This window comes from Streptomyces sp. NPDC015171, assembly GCF_043079545.1.
GTDB lineage: Bacteria > Actinomycetota > Actinomycetes > Streptomycetales > Streptomycetaceae > Streptomyces.
This window is the reverse complement of record NZ_JBIBUO010000001.1, coordinates 547,683-568,864: the sequence shown is the minus strand read 5'-3', so window position 1 is coordinate 568,864 and position 21,182 is coordinate 547,683. Positions and strand designations below refer to the sequence as shown.

At 71.9% G+C, this 21,182-nt stretch carries 20 protein-coding genes; 10 read left to right on the top strand and 10 right to left on the bottom strand.

What is annotated here, in order from left to right:
- Positions 1-3 precede the first annotated feature (3 nt).
- Positions 4-1,548, top strand: a complete 1,545-nt coding sequence (locus ACF073_RS02625) for an ABC transporter substrate-binding protein (protein WP_392066187.1) — start codon at positions 4-6, stop codon at positions 1,546-1,548.
- A gap of 1 nt (position 1,549) precedes the next feature.
- On the opposite strand, the gene ACF073_RS02620 is transcribed toward ACF073_RS02625, so the two are convergent.
- The 7 genes from ACF073_RS02620 to ACF073_RS02590 form a co-directional block, all read right to left on the bottom strand.
- Complete coding sequence (locus tag ACF073_RS02620) at positions 1,550-2,290, bottom strand: TetR/AcrR family transcriptional regulator (RefSeq protein WP_392066185.1); 741 nt, start codon at positions 2,288-2,290, stop codon at positions 1,550-1,552.
- 571 nt (positions 2,291-2,861) lie between these two features.
- On the bottom strand, positions 2,862-3,272 hold the full coding sequence (locus ACF073_RS02615; protein ID WP_392066183.1) for a VOC family protein: 411 nt from the start codon (positions 3,270-3,272) through the stop codon (positions 2,862-2,864).
- Between the two features lie 171 nt (positions 3,273-3,443).
- Complete coding sequence (locus ACF073_RS02610) at positions 3,444-4,223, bottom strand: succinate dehydrogenase iron-sulfur subunit (protein ID WP_392066181.1); 780 nt, start codon at positions 4,221-4,223, stop codon at positions 3,444-3,446.
- Positions 4,223-5,977: a succinate dehydrogenase flavoprotein subunit gene (sdhA, locus tag ACF073_RS02605; RefSeq protein ID WP_392066179.1), complete on the bottom strand. Its 1,755-nt coding sequence runs from the start codon at positions 5,975-5,977 to the stop codon at positions 4,223-4,225. Before sdhA ends, ACF073_RS02610 begins: the two co-directional genes overlap by 1 nt.
- 19 nt (positions 5,978-5,996) lie before the next feature.
- On the bottom strand, positions 5,997-6,479 hold the full coding sequence (locus ACF073_RS02600) for a succinate dehydrogenase hydrophobic membrane anchor subunit (protein WP_392066177.1): 483 nt from the start codon (positions 6,477-6,479) through the stop codon (positions 5,997-5,999).
- A gap of 5 nt (positions 6,480-6,484) precedes the next feature.
- Positions 6,485-6,865: a succinate dehydrogenase, cytochrome b556 subunit gene (sdhC, locus tag ACF073_RS02595; RefSeq protein ID WP_392066175.1), complete on the bottom strand. Its 381-nt coding sequence runs from the start codon at positions 6,863-6,865 to the stop codon at positions 6,485-6,487.
- Positions 6,866-7,057: 192 nt separating this feature from the next.
- A complete protein-coding gene (locus tag ACF073_RS02590; RefSeq protein WP_392066173.1) occupies positions 7,058-7,630 on the bottom strand; it encodes a 2-oxo-4-hydroxy-4-carboxy-5-ureidoimidazoline decarboxylase in 573 nt (190 codons plus the stop codon).
- Positions 7,631-7,826: 196 nt separating this feature from the next.
- Here ACF073_RS02590 and ACF073_RS02585 point away from each other — a divergent pair, with 196 nt between their 5' ends.
- The 6 genes from ACF073_RS02585 (at position 7,827) to ACF073_RS02560 (ending at position 12,731) form a co-directional block, all read left to right on the top strand.
- Positions 7,827-9,446, top strand: coding sequence for a glycoside hydrolase family 20 protein (locus ACF073_RS02585; protein WP_392066865.1), 1,620 nt, complete (start codon positions 7,827-7,829; stop codon positions 9,444-9,446).
- Between the two features lie 108 nt (positions 9,447-9,554).
- Entirely contained in the window at positions 9,555-10,259 is a 705-nt protein-coding gene (locus ACF073_RS02580; RefSeq protein WP_392066171.1) for a DUF4328 domain-containing protein, read from the top strand.
- A gap of 92 nt (positions 10,260-10,351) precedes the next feature.
- A complete protein-coding gene (locus ACF073_RS02575; RefSeq protein WP_392066169.1) occupies positions 10,352-10,933 on the top strand; it encodes a hypothetical protein in 582 nt (193 codons plus the stop codon).
- Positions 10,934-11,173: 240 nt separating this feature from the next.
- Positions 11,174-11,560: a hypothetical protein gene (locus ACF073_RS02570; RefSeq protein ID WP_392066864.1), complete on the top strand. Its 387-nt coding sequence runs from the start codon at positions 11,174-11,176 to the stop codon at positions 11,558-11,560.
- Between the two features lie 134 nt (positions 11,561-11,694).
- Complete coding sequence (locus tag ACF073_RS02565; protein ID WP_392066167.1) at positions 11,695-12,336, top strand: RNA polymerase sigma factor; 642 nt, start codon at positions 11,695-11,697, stop codon at positions 12,334-12,336.
- A gap of 116 nt (positions 12,337-12,452) precedes the next feature.
- On the top strand, positions 12,453-12,731 hold the full coding sequence (locus tag ACF073_RS02560) for a hypothetical protein (protein ID WP_392066165.1): 279 nt from the start codon (positions 12,453-12,455) through the stop codon (positions 12,729-12,731).
- Between the two features lie 241 nt (positions 12,732-12,972).
- Here the strand turns inward: ACF073_RS02560 and ACF073_RS02555 are convergent, their stop codons facing one another.
- Positions 12,973-13,554: a Uma2 family endonuclease gene (locus tag ACF073_RS02555; protein ID WP_392066163.1), complete on the bottom strand. Its 582-nt coding sequence runs from the start codon at positions 13,552-13,554 to the stop codon at positions 12,973-12,975.
- Positions 13,555-13,637: 83 nt separating this feature from the next.
- Positions 13,638-15,722, bottom strand: coding sequence for an N-6 DNA methylase (locus tag ACF073_RS02550; protein ID WP_392066161.1), 2,085 nt, complete (start codon positions 15,720-15,722; stop codon positions 13,638-13,640).
- Positions 15,723-16,546: 824 nt separating this feature from the next.
- Between ACF073_RS02550 and ACF073_RS02545 the strand changes: the two genes are divergently transcribed.
- Both ACF073_RS02545 and ACF073_RS02540 read left to right on the top strand, forming a co-directional pair.
- Positions 16,547-17,209 (top strand): RNA polymerase sigma factor, encoded by a 663-nt coding sequence (locus ACF073_RS02545; RefSeq protein ID WP_392066159.1) that lies wholly within the window; start codon positions 16,547-16,549, stop codon positions 17,207-17,209.
- A complete protein-coding gene (locus ACF073_RS02540) occupies positions 17,209-18,381 on the top strand; it encodes a hypothetical protein (protein WP_392066157.1) in 1,173 nt (390 codons plus the stop codon). Before ACF073_RS02545 ends, ACF073_RS02540 begins: the two co-directional genes overlap by 1 nt.
- 208 nt (positions 18,382-18,589) lie before the next feature.
- On the opposite strand, the gene ACF073_RS02535 is transcribed toward ACF073_RS02540, so the two are convergent.
- The gene (locus ACF073_RS02535; RefSeq protein ID WP_392066155.1) at positions 18,590-19,477 is read right to left on the bottom strand and encodes a L,D-transpeptidase family protein; all 888 of its coding nucleotides are present in this window, start codon (positions 19,475-19,477) and stop codon (positions 18,590-18,592) included.
- 81 nt (positions 19,478-19,558) lie between these two features.
- On the opposite strand from ACF073_RS02535, the gene ACF073_RS02530 reads away from it, so the two are divergent.
- Complete coding sequence (locus tag ACF073_RS02530; protein WP_392066153.1) at positions 19,559-21,139, top strand: methylmalonyl-CoA mutase; 1,581 nt, start codon at positions 19,559-19,561, stop codon at positions 21,137-21,139.
- The last annotated feature ends 43 nt before the right edge of the window (positions 21,140-21,182 follow it).

Here is a 21,182-nt window from a genome sequence, read left to right as displayed (position 1 = left end):
CGCATGCGGATTCTCGTGACGCTGCTCGTACTGGCCGTCGTAGGCATCGGTGGCTGGCAGCTGCTGCCCTCGCAGGGCGGCAAGGGCAGGACCATCACCGTCGGTACGACGGACGCGATCACCACGCTCGACCCTGCCGGTGCCTACGACGCCGGGTCCTGGGCACTGTTCAGCAACGTGTTCCAGTCGCTGCTGACGTTCGAGCCGGGCGGGGTCGAGCCGGTCCCGGACGCGGCGCAAAGCTGCGCCTTCGCGGGCAGCGGCCTGAAGACGTACCGGTGCACGCTGCGCTCCGGGCTCACCTTCCCGAGCGGGCGCGGCATGACCGCCGAGGACGTGAAGTACTCCTTCGACCGGGTCAAGAAGATCCACTCCGATGTCGGCCCGGCGTCCCTGTTCAGCACGCTCGGCTCGGTGACCGCCGACGACGCGCACACCGTCACCTTCCACCTCTCGTCCTCGGACGCCACCTTCCCGCTGAAGGTCGCCACCGGCGCCGGTGCGATCGTGGACAGGGAGAAGTACCCGGCCGACGCCCTGCGCACGGACGGCGCCGTCGACGGCACCGGGCCGTACACGCTGACCGCGTACACCAAGGACCAGAAGGCGGACCTCGCGCCCAACAAGCGCTACCAGGGGTATCTGAGCGGCACCGGCCGCCCGGTCGAGCTGCGCTACTACACCGACTCCGCGAAGCTCGACAGCGCCTGGAAGGCCAAGCGGATCGACGTCGCCACCCGGAACCTGCCGCCGCACATGCTCTCCGAGCTGAACCCGAGCGACCCCGGCCTGCGGGTCACCGAGTCCGACAGCTCCGAGACCCGCAACCTGTACCTGAACACCCGCCCGGCCTCCCCGCTGCACGACGCGCGGGTGCGCCGGGCGATGGCCTGGCTGGTCGACCGCGAGCAGCTGGCCGCGACGGTCTACGAGGGCACGGTCGACCCGCTGTACTCGCTGATCCCGACCGGTATCACCGGCCACACCACGTCGTTCTTCGACAACTACCCCAAGCCGAGCACCCGCACGGCGCGCGAGCTGCTCACCGAGGCCGGGGTGAGCCTGCCGGTGCGCTTCACCTTCGGCTACGGCATCGGCCGGGGCGCGGGCGCCGAGGAGGCCGCGGAACTGAAGAAGCAGCTGGAGGCGGGCGGCCTGTTCAAGGTGGACGTCAAGGGCTACGAGTGGACCGACTTCCAGAAGCGCTGGGCCGCCGGGAAGATGGACGCGTGGGCGGTCGGCTGGGTGGCCGACTATCCCGACCCGGACACCTTCGGCGCCGCGCTCGTCGGCACCGGCTCCTCGATGAGCACCGGCTACAGCAACAAGCTGGTCGACCATCTCGTCCTGGACAGCCAGCAGTTCGCCGACCGGTCCCGGGCCGCGAGGGACTTCCAGCAGATCCAGGCGGACGTGGCACGGGACGTCCCGCTGATCCCGCTGTGGCAGCGCAAGGAGTACGTGGTCAGCACCGAGGACGTGGGCGGCGGCCAGTACCTGACGGACGGCACCGGCGTGTTCCGGCTGTGGCGGCTGAACTGGATCTGAGTCACTCGTCCCGCTGCCGCCCCGGATCCGGCAGCACCTTCGTCATCCCCGGCAGGAAGTCCGTGAACAGCTCGTGGATCTCCAGGACCAGCGGGCGCAGGACGCGGAAGCGGGCCAGGGAGACGCCGCGGGCGGTGAGGCGGGCGCCGCGCCGGGCCAGCCGGTAGCTGCGCTCGCGGTCCTCCGTGCGGTCGAAGATCCAGTACAGCACCAGGCCCATCTGCGACAGCCACATCAACTCCGGGAGGACGTCCTGCAGTTCCGGGGCCACCTTGGACTTGGAGCCGGCCAGCACCTCGCGGTGCACGCTCATGGCCTGTTCGCGCGCGTGCTCGCTCTCCGGCGAGAAGGGGCTGAGCGGGCTGTCGGGGTCGGCGGCGTTCTTGAAGAACTGCACCGCGAACTCGTGGTACGGCCGGGCGATGTCGAGCCACGCGGTCAGCACGCCGGTGAGCCGCGCCTCCAGATCGGTCTCCCGGTCCAGGACCTCCCGGACCGCCGCCTGGTGCTCGGCGGCGATCCGGTCGTAGAACCCCTGGATCAGGTGTTCCTTGCCCGCGAAGTAGTAGTAGGCGTTGCCGACGGAGACCCCGGCCTCCGTGGCGATGGCCCGCATCGTCGTCTTGTCGTACCCCCGCTCCTGGAACAACCGCATCGCGGTCTCCAGGATCAGCGCACGGGTCTGCTCGGACTTGCTGCTCTGGGGTCCGGCCGCTTCGGGGCCGTCGTTCTTCGCGGGCACGGTAGAAGAGCCTAACGAGTGGCGCGGGCGGCGCCGGACAGGACGGCGGCTCGCGGGACCGGCCCGTGCCCGGGTGATACGGCCGGCCGTCGGCCCGGCGGTACGCCCGCCCTCTCCCCGCGGTGCCCGGCCCGCCGCGCCTCCCGCCTCTTCGCGACGGCGAGCAGGGTCCCGCGGGCCGGCTGCGCGCCCGCCGGGGCGGCGAGCCGGTGGGGCGAGCGGGCGGTCCTCGCGCAGGGCCCGCGGGACGACGGTCCAGGCGCGCGGCCCCCGGTGGGCCTGCCCTGCGTCGCCGCCGACGGCCGCCCTCGTCGGGGGTGCCCGCGTGGTCGAGCCCGGGGGAGCGGGCGCGGACCCGTTCCGGGCCGGCCGGCAGCGGTGCCGGCGGCACCACCCGGCGCCGCCGGAACCGCTGCCGGGCCGGTCGCGCGGACGGGTGCACAGGCCGCCCACGGCGTCGTGCGGCACGGTCGGTCGGCACACCGGGGCGCTCGTGACGCCCCGGCCCCGCACGGGGTGCGCGGCGGTCATGCCGGTCGGGCCCGCCCAGATGGCCGGCGCCGTGCCGGAGTCAGCCTCTGCGGCCCAGCGCCGGGCGCTTGGTGTAGTCCGTGAAGCCGAGGATGTTGCCCCAGGGGTCGGCGATCTCCACGGCCCAGCCGGTGGCCGCCTGGCAGATCTCGTCCAGCGGCTCGATGCCGGCGGCGGCCAGCCTGCGCGCCGCCACGCGCGCGTCCGGCACCTCCAGCCAGACCCGCGCCGAGGGCCAGTGCGGCGAGCGGTGCCCCAGCCCCTCCTCGGCGCGCAGCAGGACGCCGGGCGTCTCCCCGCCGACCTTCAGCAGCGCGATCCCGGCCTCGTCGAACCGGAACCCCACGGCGAACCCGGCCCGCTCGTAGAAGGAGACCGCCTCGCCGAGGTCGCCGACGGGGAGCAGCACGTTGTCGAAGCCGAGCAGTTCGTACGACTCTTCATCTGACATGTCGTCATATTAGGAGCCCTCGCCCCGGTATGCGAGGAGCCCCACCGGAGCGGACTCCGGTGGGGCTCCCAGGGTCCCTCGGCGGGCTCCCGCAGGGACCGTCACTGCGCGGGCCCCGCCCTCGGTGCGTGACCGGGGACGGGGCCCGAAAGGCCGCAGGCGTACGGCGGATCAGTAGCGACGCGTGATCAGCGCGCGCTTGACCTCCTGGATCGCCTTGGTGACCTCGATACCGCGCGGGCAGGCGTCCGTGCAGTTGAAGGTCGTGCGGCAGCGCCACACGCCGTCCTTGTCGTTGAGGATCTCCAGGCGCTGCTCGCCCGCCTCGTCACGGCTGTCGAAGATGAAGCGGTGGGCGTTCACGATCGCGGCCGGACCGAAGTACTGGCCGTCGTTCCAGAACACCGGGCAGGAGGAGGTGCAGGCGGCGCAGAGGATGCACTTCGTCGTGTCGTCGAAGCGCTCGCGGTCCTCGGCGGACTGCAGCCGCTCGCGCGTGGGCTCGTTCGTGTCCTTGGTGATCAGGAACGGCATGACGTCCCGGTACGCCTGGAAGAACGGCTCCATGTCCACGACCAGGTCCTTCAGGACCGTCAGGCCCTTGATGGGCTCGACCGTGATCGGCTTCTCGGGGTTGATGTCCTTGATGAGGGTCTTGCAGGCAAGACGGTTCTTGCCGTTGATCCGCATCGCGTCCGAACCGCAGATGCCGTGCGCGCAGGAGCGGCGGAACGTCAGCGTGCCGTCGACGTCCCACTTGATCTTGTGGAGGCCGTCGAGGACGCGCTCCTTCGGGTCGATCTCCAGCTGGAAGTCTTCCCAGGCCGACTCCGCCGAGACCTCGGGGTTGAACCGGCGGATCCGGAAGGTGACGGTGATGTAGGGGGAGTCGGCGAAGCCGGGCTCGGGCTGGCCGGCCGCGTCCGCCTTGTCCAGAACAGGGGTAGCCATCAGTACTTACGCTCCATCGGCTGGTAGCGGGTCTGGACGACCGGCTTGTAGTCGAGACGGACGGTCTCCGAGCCGTCGTCGCCCACCTCGCGGTACGCCATCGTGTGGCGCATGAAGTTGACGTCGTCGCGGTTCGGGTAGTCCTCGCGGTAGTGACCGCCGCGGGACTCCTTGCGGGCCAGGGCGGAGACCGCCATGACCTCGGCCAGTTCGAGCAGGTTGCCCAGCTCGACGGCCTCCAGCAGGTCCGTGTTGAACCGCTTGCCCTTGTCCTGGATCGACACGTTCTGGTAGCGCTCGCGCAGCTCGGCGATCTTCTCGACCGCGGTCTTGATCGTCTGCTCGGTGCGGAACACCATGACGTTCGCGTCCATGGTCTCCTGCAGCTCGCGGCGGATGGTGGCCACCCGCTCGTTGCCGGTGGAGGTGCGCAGCTGCTCGATCTGCCCGACGACGAACGCCTCCGGGTCCTCCGGCAGCTCGACGAAGTCGGCGGTGTGCGCGTACTCGGCGGCGGCGATGCCCGCGCGGCGGCCGAACACGTTGATGTCCAGCAGCGAGTTGGTGCCGAGGCGGTTGGCGCCGTGCACGGAGACACAGGCGACCTCGCCGGCCGCGTACAGACCCGGGATGACGGTGGTGTTGTCCGCCAGGACCTCACCCTCGACGTTCGTCGGGATGCCGCCCATCGCGTAGTGCGCGGTCGGCTGGATCGGGATCGGGTCCGTGTACGGCTCGATGCCCAGGTAGGTCCGCGCGAACTCGGTGATGTCCGGGAGCTTGGCGTCCAGCTGCTCCGGCGGCAGGTGGGTGAGGTCGAGGTAGACGTGGTCGCCCTCGGGACCGCAGCCGCGGCCCTCGCGGATCTCCGTGTAGATGGAGCGCGAGACGACGTCACGGGACGCGAGGTCCTTCATGACCGGCGCGTACTTCTCCATGAAGCGCTCGCCGTCCTTGTTGCGGAGGATGCCGCCCTCACCGCGGGCGCCCTCCGTCAGCAGGATGCCCATGCGCCAGATGCCGGTCGGGTGGAACTGGAAGAACTCCATGTCCTCCAGCGGGATGCCCCGGCGGTAGCACGCGGCCTGGCCGTCACCGGTCAGCGTGTGCGCGTTGGAGGTCACCTTGAAGAACTTGCCGGTGCCGCCGGACGCGTAGATGACCGACTTCGCCTGGAAGACGTGGATCTCGCCGGTGGCCAGCTCGTACGCCACCACGCCGGCCGACTTCTTGACGCCGTCGACCTCGGTGATCAGCTGGTCCAGGACGTAGAACTCGTTGAAGAACTCCACGCCCTCCTTGACGCAGTTCTGGTACAGCGTCTGGAGGATCATGTGGCCGGTGCGGTCCGCGGCGTAGCAGGACCGGCGGACCGGGGCCTCGCCGTGGTTGCGGGAGTGACCGCCGAAGCGGCGCTGGTCGATGGTGCCGTTCGGGGTCCGGTTGAACGGCAGGCCCATCTTCTCCAGGTCGAGGACGGCGTCGATGGCCTCCTTCGCCAGGATCTCGGCGGCGTCCTGGTCGACCAGGTAGTCACCGCCCTTGACCGTGTCGAAGGTGTGCCACTCCCAGTTGTCCTCCTCCACGTTGGCCAGCGCGGCGGCCATGCCGCCCTGCGCGGCGCCCGTGTGGGAGCGGGTGGGGTAGAGCTTGGTCAGGACGGCGGTGCGGCTGCGCTTCGTCGCCTCGATGGCCGCGCGCATGCCGGCGCCGCCGGCGCCGACGATGACGGTGTCGTACTTGTGGATCTTCATGATTCTCGCAGCCCCGTGCCTAGCGGATGTTCGGGTCGAAGGTGAAGATCACCAGCGTGCCGAGCAGGATGGTGAACACCGTGGCCGTGTAGAGCAGGCCCTTCAGCCACAGCCGGGTGTTCGGACGCTCGGCGTAGTCGTTGATGACCGTGCGCAGGCCGTTGGCGCCGTGCAGCATCGCGAGCCACAGCATCAGCAGATCCCAGACCTGCCAGAACGGGGACGCCCAGCGGCCCGCCACGAAGGCGAAGCCGATCTTGGAGACGCCGCCGTCCAGCACCAGCTGGATCAGCAGGTGGCCGAGGACGAGGACGACCAGCACGACGCCGGACAGGCGCATGAACAGCCAGGCGGCCATCTCGAAGTTGCCCCGCGTGGACTTCGGGGTCTTCTTGGTGCGCTTGCGCGGGGCCTCGATGAACGGGGCCGGGTTGTCGACCGAGTAGAGCGGGGCACCCTCGACGGGGCCGACTCCGGACGCGGTGGTTTCAGTCGTGGACATGGGCGTCAGCTCCCGAACAGAACACGAGCGGCGTGGCCGAGGACGGGGTAGACCGCCCCCGCCATCAGGACGACCCAGATGCCGACGACGGTCCAGAGCATCTGCTTCTGGTAGCGCGGCCCCTTCGACCAGAAGTCGACGGCGATGACGCGCAGGCCGTTGAGCGCGTGGAAGAGGATGGCGGCGACGAGGCCGTACTCCAGCAGCGCGACGATCGGCGTCTTGTACGTGGCTACGACCTTGTCGTAGTCCTCGGGGGAGACACGCACGAGAGCGGTGTCCAGGACGTGGACGAACAGGAAGAAGAAGATGAGGACGCCGGTGACTCGATGAGCCACCCAGGACCACATTCCTTCCCGGCCGCGGTACAGCGTTCCAGCCGGCACGGAAGAACCCTCCGGGAGCGGGGACTAAGGGCCGCGCCGGCTTCACTGTCGGTCGGGCCCGGCCGGGTACGGTCCACCGGCCCCCAGCATCGTATCCATGCGCCGCCGCGCGGCTTACGGGGGGCCTACCTGTGTGATCAAACTGGCATCGGATGGGCTATCACCGGGCCGCCGCCGGGGCGGGATGTACCGCTATCTGCCGGGTGCGGCGCCGTTGTGGCTGGTCGCGCCGCGCGGCGGAGCCGCTGGTGGATGCGGCCCCGCGCCGCCCAGGAGCCGGGCCAGCCGGTCCTTGGCCAGGCGCCGCAGCTCCTCCGCCGTCACGATCCGCTCCTCCTCGGGATCGTTCGCCAATCGTGACCGGATCGCTTCGAGGAAGCGGTCGACGGCCTCGTCCGGCGGGGCGTCACCCAGATAGATGACGAACGCGTGTCCGAATCGCGCCTCGTAGGCGGCGTGCGCGGCGCTCAGGGCCATGTGGGCCGCCGAGTAGGTGTCCTCGGGAAGCTCCGGAAGCGACTCGCCCGCCAGGGCCTCGGCCAGGTCGGCCGGTGCGAGGTCGTACGCGGCCTCGTCCGCCGCCGCCAGCAGCGCGCCCAGGTCGGGGTAGGGCCGGTGGTCGGCGAGCCGGTGGGACCAGCGCCGGCTGTGCAGGCAGTGCAGAAGAAGGGAGCGCGCCTCGTCGACGGGAACGGTGTTGAAGGCGTCGAGAGGCTTGGGGAGATACGGCAGGCGGTGGGCGGGCAGCGTGGGTCCTCGCGTCACATGTGGTGTGGCAGGGGATGCTGTGAAAGGTGTGTCGTCAGGTTATCGAGAGTGGTCACGCTGTGTCCGAGGGATGCCTGAATTTCACCCGGACGGAAGAGTTTCGGAACCCCTGGGTGACAGGTGGGCCGCTGATCGGACGTACGTTGGCAGGGTGACCCAGCACACGCATCGGCGCCGGGGCACGGCGCGACAGGTGATACGCAAGCGGGCGGTGGTGGCAGCCACGTTCGTCGGGACGGTCGCGCTCGGCACGGGCGTGGGCGTGTGGGCCTCCTCGGACGGGGGCGGCGGGAAGCCGGGCGGCAGCGCCCGGCAGTCGTCGTCCGGCCGGGTGGCCGAGACCGGCGCACCGGCCGCGCCGTCGGCCAGTCCCAGTCCGAGCCGCTCCTACCCGCTCTCGCGGGCGCCCCGCACGATACCCGCGGTGGGCTCCCACACCCCGGCGCGCGGCCCCGGCTGGCAGCCGCGCGACGGCGGACGGGTGGTGGTGAGCGACCCCGCGCTGGCCGACGAGGGCCGGCTGACGGCCGGGGAGCTGGGGCTGACGTACGCGGGGCGGGCGGCCGACACGCGGGCCGGCGACGTACGGCTGTCGCTCGGCGGCGGGGGCGGGAACCAGGAGTCGTACACCATGACCGTCCGGGACGGGCGGGTCGACATCAGCGGGCCCGGCGAGGCCGGGGTCTTCTACGGCACCCGCACCCTGAAGCAGGAGGTGCACGGCGGCGGTACGGTCCCCGAGGGCGTCGTACGCGACCAGCCCGCCAAGCCGGTGCGCGGCTTCATGCTGGACATCGCGCGCAAGCCGTTCAGCGAGAGCTGGATCGAGGACCGGGTCCGTGAGCTGGGCGACCTGAAGTACAACGAGCTGGGCCTGCACTTCTCCGACGACCAGGCCTTCCGGATCGAGTCCACCAGCCACCCCGAGATCGTCTCCCCGGTCCATCTGACCAAGGCGCAGGTCAAGAAGATCGTGGACCTCGCGGCCGCCCGGCACATCACCGTCGTGCCCGAGATCGACTCGCCCGGGCATCTGGGCGCGGTCATCGCCGCCCACCCCGACCTCCAGCTGCGCAACGCGAACGGGGTCGCGACGCGCGGCGCGATCGACATATCCAAGGAAGGCTCGGCGAAGATCGTCGACGACCTGCTCGACGAGTACGCCGGCCTCTTCACCGGCGGGCAGTGGCACCTGGGCGGCGACGAGTACCAGGCGCTGACCGTGGCGGACCCGCAGGCGTCCTATCCGCAGCTGGCCGCCGCCGCCCAGCGCGCCTACGGTGCCGGCGGGACCGTCGCCGACCTCACCACCGGCTGGCTCAACGCCCGCGCCGCCACCGTCCGCGCCCATGACAAGACCCCCCGGGCCTGGAACGACGGCTTCTTCCGCGGCACCTCCGTGCAGCCCGACAAGGACCTGCGGGTCGCCTACTGGACCGGCAAGGAGATCGGCGCCCGGCCGCCCGCCGAGTACCTGAGCGCCGGCCGCCGGGTCATCAACTACAACGACGAGTTCCTCTACTACGTGCTCGGGCAGCCGCAGACCTTCGTGTACCCGACCGGGCAGCGGATCTACGAGCAGTGGACCCCGCGGGTGCTGCGCGGCACGACCGCCGTGCCGGAGCGCTACGACGCGCAGATCCTCGGCGGGTCGTTCGCCGTGTGGTGCGACCTCGCGGGCGCGCAGACGCAGGGGCAGGTCGCCGCGGGGATCCGGATGCCGCTGCGGGCCACCGCGCAGAAGCTGTGGGACTCCGGCGAGCCCGCGCTGTCCTGGACCGGCTTCAAGGCGCTGGCGGACCGGCTGGGCTGAGAACCGAGTGGACGGGCCGCGGCGTGCGACCGTATGTTCCGGTGTCCGCGCGGCACGGGGAGTGCCGCGCGCCGTCTCGGATCTCGGTCTTCTCGGGGGAACCTCTTCATGACCACACCCATGCCCGCGCCGCCGTACGCCCCGCCGCCCGTCGCCCTGCTGCGCTCTCCGGCCGGGCTCGGCCGGGCCGCCGTCGTCCTGCTCGGGCTGGTCGCCGCCACCGATCTGTTCGCCTGCTTCGCGGACGTGCTGGAGATGAACGTCGCGGGTGACATCGCCGACGGCGCCGTCGGCTCCGGCGTCGTCGACCGGGCCGACCACGCGGACGCCCTCTACAGCGCCTCCGGCATCGCCCAGGGGGCGGCGCTGGTGGCCGCGGCCGTCGTCTACCTGTGCTGGCTGTGGCGGGCGCGGGTGAACGCCGAGGTGTTCGACGCCTCCCGGCACACCATGAAGCGCGGCTGGACGATCGGCGGCTGGTTCTGCCCGCTCGTGAACCTGTGGTTCCCCCGCCGGATCGTCGCCGAGACCTGGGACGCCAGCGCTCCCTGGGGCGCCCGGGACGGGCACGGGCTGATCAACGCCTGGTGGACGGTGTGGATCGTCGGCCTCCTCGTGGGCCGGTTCGCCGCCACCAGCTCCCGGCACGCCGAGACGGCGGCCGGCCTGCGCGACGCGGCGCGGGCGATGCTCCTCTCCGACGCCCTCGACATCGCGGCGGCCGTCCTCGCCGTCGCGGTGGTCCTCCGGCTGACCGGGATGCAGGAGCGCAAGGTCCTCTCCGGTGAGCTGCCCGCCCCGGCACTTGGCTGAAAAACCGTCACTGTGACACTCCCGCGCCCTCGCACGCAGTAAGGGGAAGTACGGGCTCCGTACCGGTCGGCGCCCTGGCGAGGGGAACATTCATGAGCCTGGTGGAACTGATCGCGCAGGCCGACGAACGCGGACTGGCCGCCAGCGGGTTGGCTTGTTTGGATCGGTGTCTGCCGCTGCTCGGCGGCGCTGACGACGAGCTGCTGCGCCCGCTGTGGGCGAGCCTCGCCGACGGCTCGGAGTGGGCCGGGAGCCTGGTGCGGGCCCGCGCGGCCCTCGGCCCCGCCGAGCCGGCCGGCGACGAGGCCGCGCGGCTCGCCCACCGCATGCTGGAGACGGCCCCGGCCGAGCGCACCGAAGGCGCGGTACGGCCCTGGGCCGACGCCTGCTCGGTCGCCTCGCTGCGCATCCACCGGCTGCTCGACCCCGCCGCGGACGGCGGCACCGATCCGGCGGTCCCGGAGGGCCCCGACGCCGGGCGCGCGGGGGACACCGCGGGACTGCCGCCGCTCGTCGCCGCCGAGCTGCGCCGCCAGGCGGCGGTCCTGGAACTCCTCGCGGGCCATGGCGCGCAGGGGCTGCGCCGGGCGCTCGATGTGTCGGTGGAGGGCCGCCGGGTGCTGCGCGCGGTGGTCTCGCGCCGGGCGCGCGGCGCGGGGGAACCCGGAGCCTGAGGTAGTTCCCGTGCGCTTCGCCCGGCGGTCACGGCGTGTTTCCACAGCGGACGGCCACGCACTGAAGAAACGATTCGACATGGCATGACGGCCCCAAGCCCGAGCCCGCCCCCCTGATGCGACACTCCATCGCACACCTTCGCCCCCCGGCCCATCGCACCCCCCGCCCGACACCCCACCCCACCCCACCCCACAACCCGACCCACAACCCAGGTGACAACGCAAGTGACGGCCCAGCACGTGACAGCTCAGCAGGAGACCAGACCGACCGCCGCGGCGAAGCCCGTGCGGTGGGCGGCGGACGCGGTGGCGGCCGTGCGCGAGAGGGAGCGGGTGCCGCTCGACTACTCGGAGCAGAGCCTGTGGCGGGTGGACCGGATGATCGACGAGATCCGCCGCGAGGGGGCACCGTACGCCGCCGTCGAGAGCGTGCTGCGCGGCTTCGGTGCCTACGCGGGCGAGGTGATCGTCCGCCGGACCGGCGGCGAGTGGTGGGCGACCGGCGGCGAGCACTGGGTGCGCACCCCCGGCGGCCGGCTGTGGGACCCGATCGACGAGGCCCGCCGCTGCCACGGCGGGCACGGCTCGCTCCGGCTGCTGTGCCGGGACGCGACCGCCGCGGGCTGACCGGCCCCGGCTGTGACACTTCCGTCCGGGCCGACGCAGATGATCGTGGAGGGCGGGGGACACGGCCGGAGCGTGTCGCACCGTGAGGCAGGCGCCACGCAGTGGCCAGGAACTCGGCACGAACGAGGACGGTCTTGGGCCAGGGAGGGGAACCCCGCCGCCCGCAGCCGCGGGACGGGGAGCTTGGCGCGGCCGTCGCGCGGGCCCAGGAGGGTGACGAGACCGCCTTCGCGGTGGCCTACCGGATCGTGCAGCCCGGCCTGCTGGGCTACCTGCGCGGTCTGGTCGGCGACGACGCCGAGGACGTCGCCTCCGACGCCTGGCTGGAGATAGCCCGGGACCTCGGCCGCTTCCGCGGCGACGGCGCCGGCTTCCGCGGCTGGACCGCGACCATCGCCCGGCACCGCGCGCTGGACCATCTGCGCCGGCAGCGGGTCAGGCCCCGGGCCGCGCGGCTCGACCAGGACGCCCTGGAACTCCCCGGCCGGCACAGCACCTACGAGCAGGCCCTGGAGTCCCTCTCCACCGCACGCGCGCTGGAGCTGGTGCGCGGGCTGCCGCGCGACCAGGCCGAGGCGGTGCTGCTGCGGGTGGTCGTCGGCCTCGACGGCCCGGCCGCCGCCCGCGTCCTCGGCAAACGCCCCGGCGCCGTCCGTACGGCCGCGTACCGGGGGCTGCGCCGGCTGGCCCGCCGGCTCGGCGCCCAGGGCGCGGCGGACGAGCGCGCCGACGGTGTGACGGACGGCGATCCCCCGACGCCGGGTGAGTCGGGATGAACGATGCCGGGCGCGGGACGTATGCAAGGGCACGCGACGGCTCGGCTCGCGGGGGGCGCGGGCTCCCGGCTCCGACGGCGTACGGGATTCCGGGCGGAACGAGGGCGGGAACGGACATGGGTGAACGGCACAGCGGCGACCGGCTGCCCGGTCGCCTGCCCGCGCACCCCGAAGGCACCGTCGCCGCGGCGGTCCCCGGTGTCTCCGGTCTGGAGACGCGCTTCGGCGACGTACTGCGCGGCGAGGGGGTCGACCCCGAGGCGGAGCGCACCGCCGTGGCCGCGTTCCGCGCCGCACGCGAGGCGGGCGCGCACGACGCGCGGCCCCGGTCGCGGGACGACTGGCGCCCCGGGCAGCCGGGCCGCACCCGCCCCCCGCTGCGGACGACCCTCTGACACCCGCGGGCCGCAGCGGAAAGCCGACGGCGAGCGCCGCACGCCCACCGACGGCGAGCGCCGGCCGCCAGCCGGCTCCGCGAAGGCAACGGCCGGGGCCGCCATCCCCGGTTCCGTTGAGCGTGCGAGAGTGCCTGAACGGGCACTGCGGTCCCAAGCGGAGCAATCGGTTGTCGGTTGGTCCGGTCTTTCGCCGGAGTCTGGCCTGTTCCTTGCCCAGAGGCTGAGCTGTCAGCGCTCCTCAGCTGCTCCGTGAAGGCGTGAGTTTGTCGAGGTCGAGACTGATCTCGAAGGGCACTGGGCGCCGAAGCGAGCCCCGGAAGATCCCGGCGGGGGCATAGGCTCCCGTAGGCTCATCCAGTTCATACACATGGACGGCAGGCGTGCCGTCCTCGTCTTCGATGCACCAGTAGTGCGGGATGCCAGCCTCTGCGTACTTGCGGAGCTTGACTGTGCGGTCGCGGTGGGCGGACTCGGGGGAGACGACCTCCACGACGAGCTTCACGTGTTCAGGCGCGTACCAGGTGCGGTCGGGTTCGTAGGGCAGATCCGTCAGCAAGAGGTCCGGCTCGGGTCGGTTACGGGCATCGAGGCGGATGGTCATTTCCCGTTCGACCTCGACGCCGGTCGGTGCCTGCGCCATGAGGGTGGTGGTCAGGGCGGTGATTAGTCGGCCGTGCCAGGACCGCTGGGGCGACATCATGAATACGAGGGCTCCGTCGATCAACTCTGTGTGGCGCGGTGCCTCGGGGAGGTGATCCAGGTCCTCCGCGAACCAGCCTTCCGCGCGTGGCGGGCGCATCCAGTCGGGCAGTGCGGTCATGGCTTCACGGTAGCGGGTGCGGTCGCAGGAGGTCGGGAGCTCCCCGGATCCCCGTAACCGGTCTCGCCACGGGCCGTACGCCCTTATGGGGCGGGAACGATGCCTCCGTCCAGCGCAGTGTGACGGATACGTCGGGTGAGGGCGAGCTGCTCGCCCAGCAGGCGCTCGTACTCGTCCAGCCGCTCCATCGCGTCGGCGATCGCGCGCTGAGCGGAGAGAGCGGGCACTGGCACGGGCAGGTCGCTGAGAACGTCGAGCGAGATGGTCTTCATTTTCATGCTTCCTGTGGAGTGAGCCTCCAGCCACGCACGTGCCTCCGGGCTTCGCAGGTACGCAGCGAAGTAGCCGGGGTCGAGCTCTGCTGGGGGACGCAGCAGGAAGCAACCTGTGCCGCATACCCAGCCACGCTGTCCATCGCGGATGACGGCGGCTCGGCCCAGCTCGCCCCGGCGAGCCAGGACCACGTCCCCGGGGCGAAGACGGAAGCGCTCCAGCCTTTTGGCCTGCAGCTCGCTGATGTGCCGGATGCTCGCCGTGCTGAAGCCGCCTCCTGTCAGGTCTTTCGGCATCACGACGGGAACGCCGCCGATATCGACGTAGTCGTCGGCGCGGATCAGACTCCCCGAAGGCCCCGCGAGCAACTGGTGCCGGGCGTCGACCCCTTCTCCCGGGGTGCTGGCGAGCAAGTTCCGAAGCGATTCGCGCGGAACATCCGCCTCGCTGCGTGCCGCCCGCTCGCTGTGGTCGAAGCTTCTGCCGAGTGAGGTCGTCGATACGGCCGCAGAACTGGCCCGCTGCGCCAGGTCGTCGAGCAGCCGGCGTACGCCCAGCGCCGCGGCAGGCCGCTCCTGCGTCGGCTCCACGTACAACCGGGGGTCGAAGGGGCAACCGTCGTTCGCCAGTATCTCGTCGTACGAGACCGAGCGGGAGAAGCCAGGGGCGTCGGAGTTCGCATGGGGAGACCGCAGCCAGGTGCGGAACGTAGCGCTGATGCGGTCGATTTCGGCCGTGCCGACCACACGCGCCCCACGTGGGGTCTGCGTGCCCGATCGGCTCGCGTCGATGAAGAGCACGGATCCGGCTTCCCCGGCCGGGAGGTGATGGGTCGCGTCACGGGCGAGCAGCCAGATGTGCACAGGCACAGCGGTGTGGGAGAACATCCCGGCCGGTAGTGCGACAACGCCGAGAAGTGCGTGAGCGGCCAGTATCGCCCTGCGCATCTCCGTTCCGTGGCCGCGTGTGGAAGCGGCACCGGTAGGCATGATGATGCCTGCCTTCCCCTTGTTGCTCAGCCGGGTCCACGCGAATTGGAGCCAGGCGAAGTTCGCGTTCGATTCGAGGGGGATCCCGAAGGGCCAGTTCAGGTGTTCCAGACCTTGGACGCGCTGGTTGAAGGGCGGATTGCACATCACGAATTCGGCCCTGCCGACCCCTGGATCCCGAAAGAGTGACGCGGGGTCGGAGGCTCGCACCAGGGGCTGGTTGATTCCGTGCAGGGCCAGGTTCAGCATGGCCGGCTGGGGGTTGCGGTGATCCATGGCGTAGCCCTCAAGAGACACGCCACCAGCGTGTCCCCGCTCGGCCACGTATTGCGCGGCCGCTGTGAGGAACCCGCCGGTGCCACAGGCGGGATCGAGTACGCGATCGCCGGGTTGGGGGGACAGAGACTCCACGACCAGCCGTGTGACAGCCCGCGGCGTGTAGAACTCGCCCGTCTGACTGGCACTCTCCGTGACAAAGCGCTCCAGGAGCAGGTCGGTGACCTCCTCGAATCCCGCCTGGGTGGCTGGAGGGAACTCCTGGAGCGCGGTGAGAAAGGCCGGTGTCCATGGCAGGTCGTCTGTATCGACTGCGGTGGCGAAAACGTTCTCCGTGTCCCACGAGGCGACCAGGGGAAACTGGGCGTGACTGGTCGCGAGGGAGTACGCGTGATGCAGGTCCCTCAGCGGCAAATAGCCGGTTCTCGCTTCCGCGACGGCTCTGGACCACCGCTTTGTCAGTTCTTCGGCCGGATCGCGGGCCGAGTCCATGAACTTCGCGAGCGCCAGCATGGCCAGCATCGCGGTGAGGTCCCGGTCCGTGCTGCGGCCTCTTTGGAAGGGCGCGTACGCGCGCCAGAGTCGTTCGACGACCTCCGTGGCGGGGCGGCCGGCGTCCACGTTCTCCACGGGAAACTCCTCTTGGGTTCTCGCGATGCATTCCTGGCGAGGGCACTGCGCATCATCGCTGCGCATTCCTCCTTCCAGTCACCTCTCGGCGTCGACCGGATATGGCCGTAGCCGCCTCCGGTCGACTGCCGTCAAAATTAGCAGCGGAACGAAGTCCGCCAAGGGGTGCCGGACGCTGTCTGTACTGATCGTGTAAGCATGCGCAGTCGGTCTGCGCTGCACGGAGGCGACATCCGCGCTGCTTGAAGGCTCGGGCGTGTCGGCGATGTCCGAGGAGGTTGTCCATCCTGGGCCTCGAATTGTGACCCACATCACTGCGCTGGGCTATGGGTGCGCGGTGGCGGTGGTGCCGGCGGTGCGAGGCGCCCTAAAGGGTTGGGGGTGAGGGCGGTAAAGCCGGCGTCGACGGATCGCGCCGGGTTCGAAGGCGCTGGGGTGACGGAGCGCGGACAGTGTCCGAACGGAGGCGCTGGCGCGGGCAAGGCCGGGCGGACGCCAGGACGCGGGGGTCACGCGTTGGTCGTGCAGAGGTCCCGTGCGGCGAACGCTGCCTGCTCAGAGCGGGGGGGAGTCCAGAGACGGCCGGGGCCGCCACCCCCCACAGGAGAGGCCCCGGCCGTCGCGCGGACGGGCCGCGCGCGACCCGTACTCCTTTCAGCGCCATGAGTGCGGTTTCTGTCACACCCGGCCACCTCGGGGCTCACCGTGCGCACATCCGAACCCGGTCACGAGTTAGTTGCATCTTCTACAGACATGGACGAGCTGAGGTTTCACGCCGTAACGTGCCATTCGCGCCGACCGAAGACAGGCGTATAGGGAGTGCGGTGCTGGGGGACGACGCGGAGCTGACCGCCGCGGTGCGTGCGGCACAGAACGGGGACGAGAGCGCGTTCCGTACGGTGTACCGCTCGGTGCATCCCCGGCTGCTCGGATACGTACGCACACTGGTCGGCGACCCGGACGCCGAGGACGTCGCGTCCGAGGCGTGGCTGCAGATCGCCCGTGACCTGGACCGGTTCAGCGGGGACGCCGACCGGTTCCGCGGCTGGGCCGCCCGGATCGCCCGCAACCGGGCCCTCGACCACATCCGGATGCGCGGACGCCGCCCCGCCATAGGCGGCGACGAGACGGAGCTGACCGGCCGGGCCGCCGAGTCCGACACTGCGGGCGAGGCCATCGAGGCCCTGGCCACCGACAGCACCCTCTCCCTGATCGCGCGGCTCCCGCAGGACCAGGCCGAGGCGGTCGTCCTGCGCGTGGTCGTGGGCCTGGACGCCAAGACCGCCGCCGAGACGCTCGGCAAACGCGCGGGCGCCGTCCGTACCGCCGCACACCGCGGTCTGAAACGGCTCGCGGAGCTGATCGGCGCCGATCCGGAATCGGCGGGCGGACTCGACGCCCTCCCGCCGCAGCGAGAACCGCGCCGCCGCGCGGTGACGTCCGCAACTGTGACGCATACGCGGTCGCGGACGCAGAAGGACATGTGATGGCCGACGAGCAGTACACGTGGCTGGACCGTGCGACAGCGGACCGTCTGCTGCGCGGCGAGTCGCTGGACGCCGTCGACGCCGCTGCCCGTGACCAGGCCGAACGCCTCTCCCGGGCGCTCGGCGCGCTGTCCGCCGAGGCGGCCCCCGCCACCGCTGAACTCCCTGGTGAGCAGGCTGCCCTGGCCGCGTTCCGCAAGGCCCGGGAGGCGGCCGATGCGGAGCGCACCGCCGCCGCCCACGCCCCCTCCGTCACCCGCGCCCCGGGGCCCGGCGCCGACGCGGGTCTGATCCGTATCGGTGCCCCGCCCCGTACCGGAATCCCGGCCCGGCGGCGCCCCCGCTGGGCCCGCCCGGTGCGCCTCGCGCTCGCCGCCGCCCTGGCCGCGGGCATGCTCGGCGGGGTCGCGGTGGCCGCGAGCAGCGGAGTGCTGCCCACTCCGTTCGGTGACGAGCACCCCCGCCCCGGCGCCTCCGTCTCCGCCGACTCGACCACCGGCGATCCGCTCGCCTCCCCGCCCCCGTCGGCCGCGCCGGGCAGCGGTACGGGCACGGGCACGCCGGACGGCGCCACGCGCGGGAGTCCCGGCGGCACTCCTCCGGGCGAGGCGGCGGGGACGGACGACGGCACGGGACGGGACACCGCTCCCGGATCCGCACCCCCCTCCGCGACGTCCGGCACCGGCTGGCTCGGCGCCGCCGCGACCTGCCGTGCCCTGCGGGACGGCAAGGACCTGGACCCCGGCCGCAGGCGCGGCCTCGAACACCTGGCGGGCGGCGCCGCGCGCCTGGCCGCGTACTGCAAGGTCCTGCTGGCCTCCGGCGACTCCACGTCCGGCACCGCGCACGGCGGCACCCCCGGCAAGGGCAAGGGCGGCAAGGACGGCGAGGGCAGCGGCAAAGACGGCAAGGGCAAGGGCGGCGAGGACAAGGACAAGGACGGGGGCGGGGGCAAGGGCGGAGACGGGGGCCGGGGCGGGGGCCACGACCACCCGGGCGGCGGACACGGCCGAGGTGACGGCCGCGACGGCCGAGGCGGTGGCCACGACGGCCGGCGCCACGGCGGTGCGCTGCCCGTCCTCCCCTCCGCCTCCGCCGCGCACCATGACCGTACGGGCGGCGACCGGACGCTCCCGCTCCCGTCCGCGAGCCCGTCGTACACCGCGCTCTGATCCGCTGGCACCCCTCTGACCTGCGGTTTCACCTTGCGTGAAATTGCTTTCGCGCGAGGTGTGACGTTTCTGGAGTCCGCGACGCAGTACTGAGTGAGCCGACTGGTCATCGGCCTCGCACTGAGCCGGGGTTCCCCCCGTACCTACGGCTCGTGCACCTGGCGCGGGCGGGACACGTTCCCCCGGTCCCGCCCGCGCCCCGCACGTCTCACCAGGAGACGACGACCTTGTCGCCCACCCTCACCTGCGCGAACAGCCGAGCGATGGCCGCCTCGTCCCGGACGTTGACGCACCCGTGCGAACCGCCCGCGTAACCGCGCGCCGCGAAGTCGGAGGAGTAGTGCACCGCCTGGCCGCCGCTGAAGAACATCGCGTACGGCATCGGCGAGTGGTAGAGCGTCGACACATGGTGCCGTGACTTCCAGTAGACGTGGAACACACCCTCACGGGTCGGGGTGTACTGCGTGCCGAAGCGGACGGACAGCGTCTCGACCGTGCGCCCGTCCACCATCCAGCGCAAGGTCCTGCTGGTCTTGTCGACGCACAGCACCCGGCCGGTCAGGCACCGTGCGTCCGGCGGGGCGGCCGGCTGACCGCCCATCGGATACAGCTCCCACCGGCCCGGCTCGTGCGTCATGGCCAGCAGCCGCTGCCAGGTGACGGTGTCCAGCGAGCCGGTCCGCGGCAGCCCCCGTCTGCCCTGGAAGCCGCTGACGGCCTGCTCGGTCAGCCCGCCGTACGTCCCCGTCGGCCCTTCGGCCAGCCAGGCGACCTGGCGGAGCCGGGCCTGGAGTTCGCGGACGCCCGGGCCGCTGTCCCCGCGCGACCACAGCACCCGGGGCGGGGGCGCGGCGGACGCGGTGGGCGCGGCAGGCGTAGTCCGGGCCGGAGCGGCCGGAGCGGCCGGAGCGGCCGGAGCGGCTGGAGCGGCCGAGCCGGCCGGGTCGGTGCGGGCGCGGCTGGAGGGCGGCAGTTGGACGCGCACCGGCGGGCGGTGCTTGCCGTCGTCGCCCGCGGGCTGCGCGGTGCACCCGCAGAGCGCGGCGAGCGCGACGGTCGAGGCGAGCAGGACGGCAGGTCTCCCCGGGATCCTCATGCCGTGGATGCTTCCCCGCGTGACCGGCGCCGAACTAGGAGGCATGGTGAGGAGGACGGGTCGTACGGGTCGGAGGCGTCCATGGCACATGAGTCGGAATCGGGTCTGCCCATCGAGCCGGTCTACGGGCCGGCCGACCTGACCGGCTGGGACCCGGACCGCAAGCTGGGCCGACCGGGCGCGTACCCGTACACCCGCGGGGTGTACCCGACGATGTACACCGGCCGCCCCTGGACCATGCGGCAGTACGCCGGCTTCGGCACGGCGGCCGAGTCGAACGCCCGCTACCGGCAGCTGATCGCGCACGGCACCACCGGCCTGTCCGTCGCCTTCGACCTGCCCACCCAGATGGGCCACGACTCCGACGCGCCGCTCGCGCACGGCGAGGTCGGCAAGGTGGGCGTGGCGGTCGACTCGATCGAGGACATGCGGGTGCTGTTCGGCGGCATCCCGCTGGACCGGGTCTCCACCTCGATGACGATCAACGCGCCCGCTGCGCTGCTGCTCCTGCTCTACCAGCTGGTGGCCGAGGAACAGGGCGTGCCGGCCGACCGGCTGACCGGGACCGTGCAGAACGACGTCCTGAAGGAGTACATCGCGCGGGGCACGTACATCTTCCCGCCGAAGCCCTCCCTCAGGCTGACCGCCGACATCTTCAGGTACTGCACCGCCGAGATCCCGAAGTGGAACACCATCTCGATCTCCGGGTACCACATGGCCGAGGCGGGCGCGTCGCCCGCGCAGGAGATCGCGTTCACCCTCGCGGACGGCATCGAGTACGTCCGTACGGCGGTGTCGGCGGGCATGGACGTCGACGCCTTCGCCCCCCGGCTGTCCTTCTTCTTCGTGGCCCGTACGGTGCTGCTGGAGGAGGTCGCCAAGTTCCGCGCGGCGCGGCGGATCTGGGCGCGGGTGATGCGGGAGGACTTCGGCGCGCGGAACCCGAAGTCCTGGATGCTGCGCTTCCACACCCAGACGGCGGGGGTCCAGCTGACGGCCCAGCAGCCGGAGGTGAACCTGGTCCGGGTCGCCGTCCAGGCCCTGGCCGCGGTCCTCGGCGGGACCCAGTCCCTGCACACCAACTCCTTCGACGAGGCGATCGCGCTGCCGACGGACAAGAGCGCTCGGCTGGCGCTGCGGACACAGCAGGTGCTGGCGTACGAGACGGACGTGCCGGCGACGGTGGACCCGTTCGCCGGCTCCTACGCGGTGGAGCGGATGACGGACGACGTCGAGGCCGCCGCGCTGGACCTGATGCGGCGGATCGAGGACCTGGGCGGGGCGGAGGCCGCGATCGAACAGGGCTTCCAGAAGGCCGAGATCGAGCGGAACGCGTACCGCATCGCCCGGGAGACGGACTCCGGCGAGCGGGTCGTCGTGGGCCTCAACCGCTTCCGGCTGGAGGCGGAGGAGCCGTACGAGCCGCTCCGCGTGGACCCGGCGATCGAGGCCCGGCAGGTGGAGCGGCTGGCCCGGCTGCGGGCCGGACGGGACCAGGGCGCGGTGGACTCGGCCCTCGCCGAGTTGCGGGAGGCGGCGGCGGGCACGGAGAACGTGCTGTACCCGATGAAGGAGGCGCTGCGCGCGCGGGCGACGGTGGGGGAGGTGTGCGGGGCCCTGCGGGAGGTCTGGGGGTCGTACGTGCCGTCGGACGCCTTCTGAGCCGTCCGGGCCGCCGCCTCTCCCGGGCCGCCGCCTCTCCCGG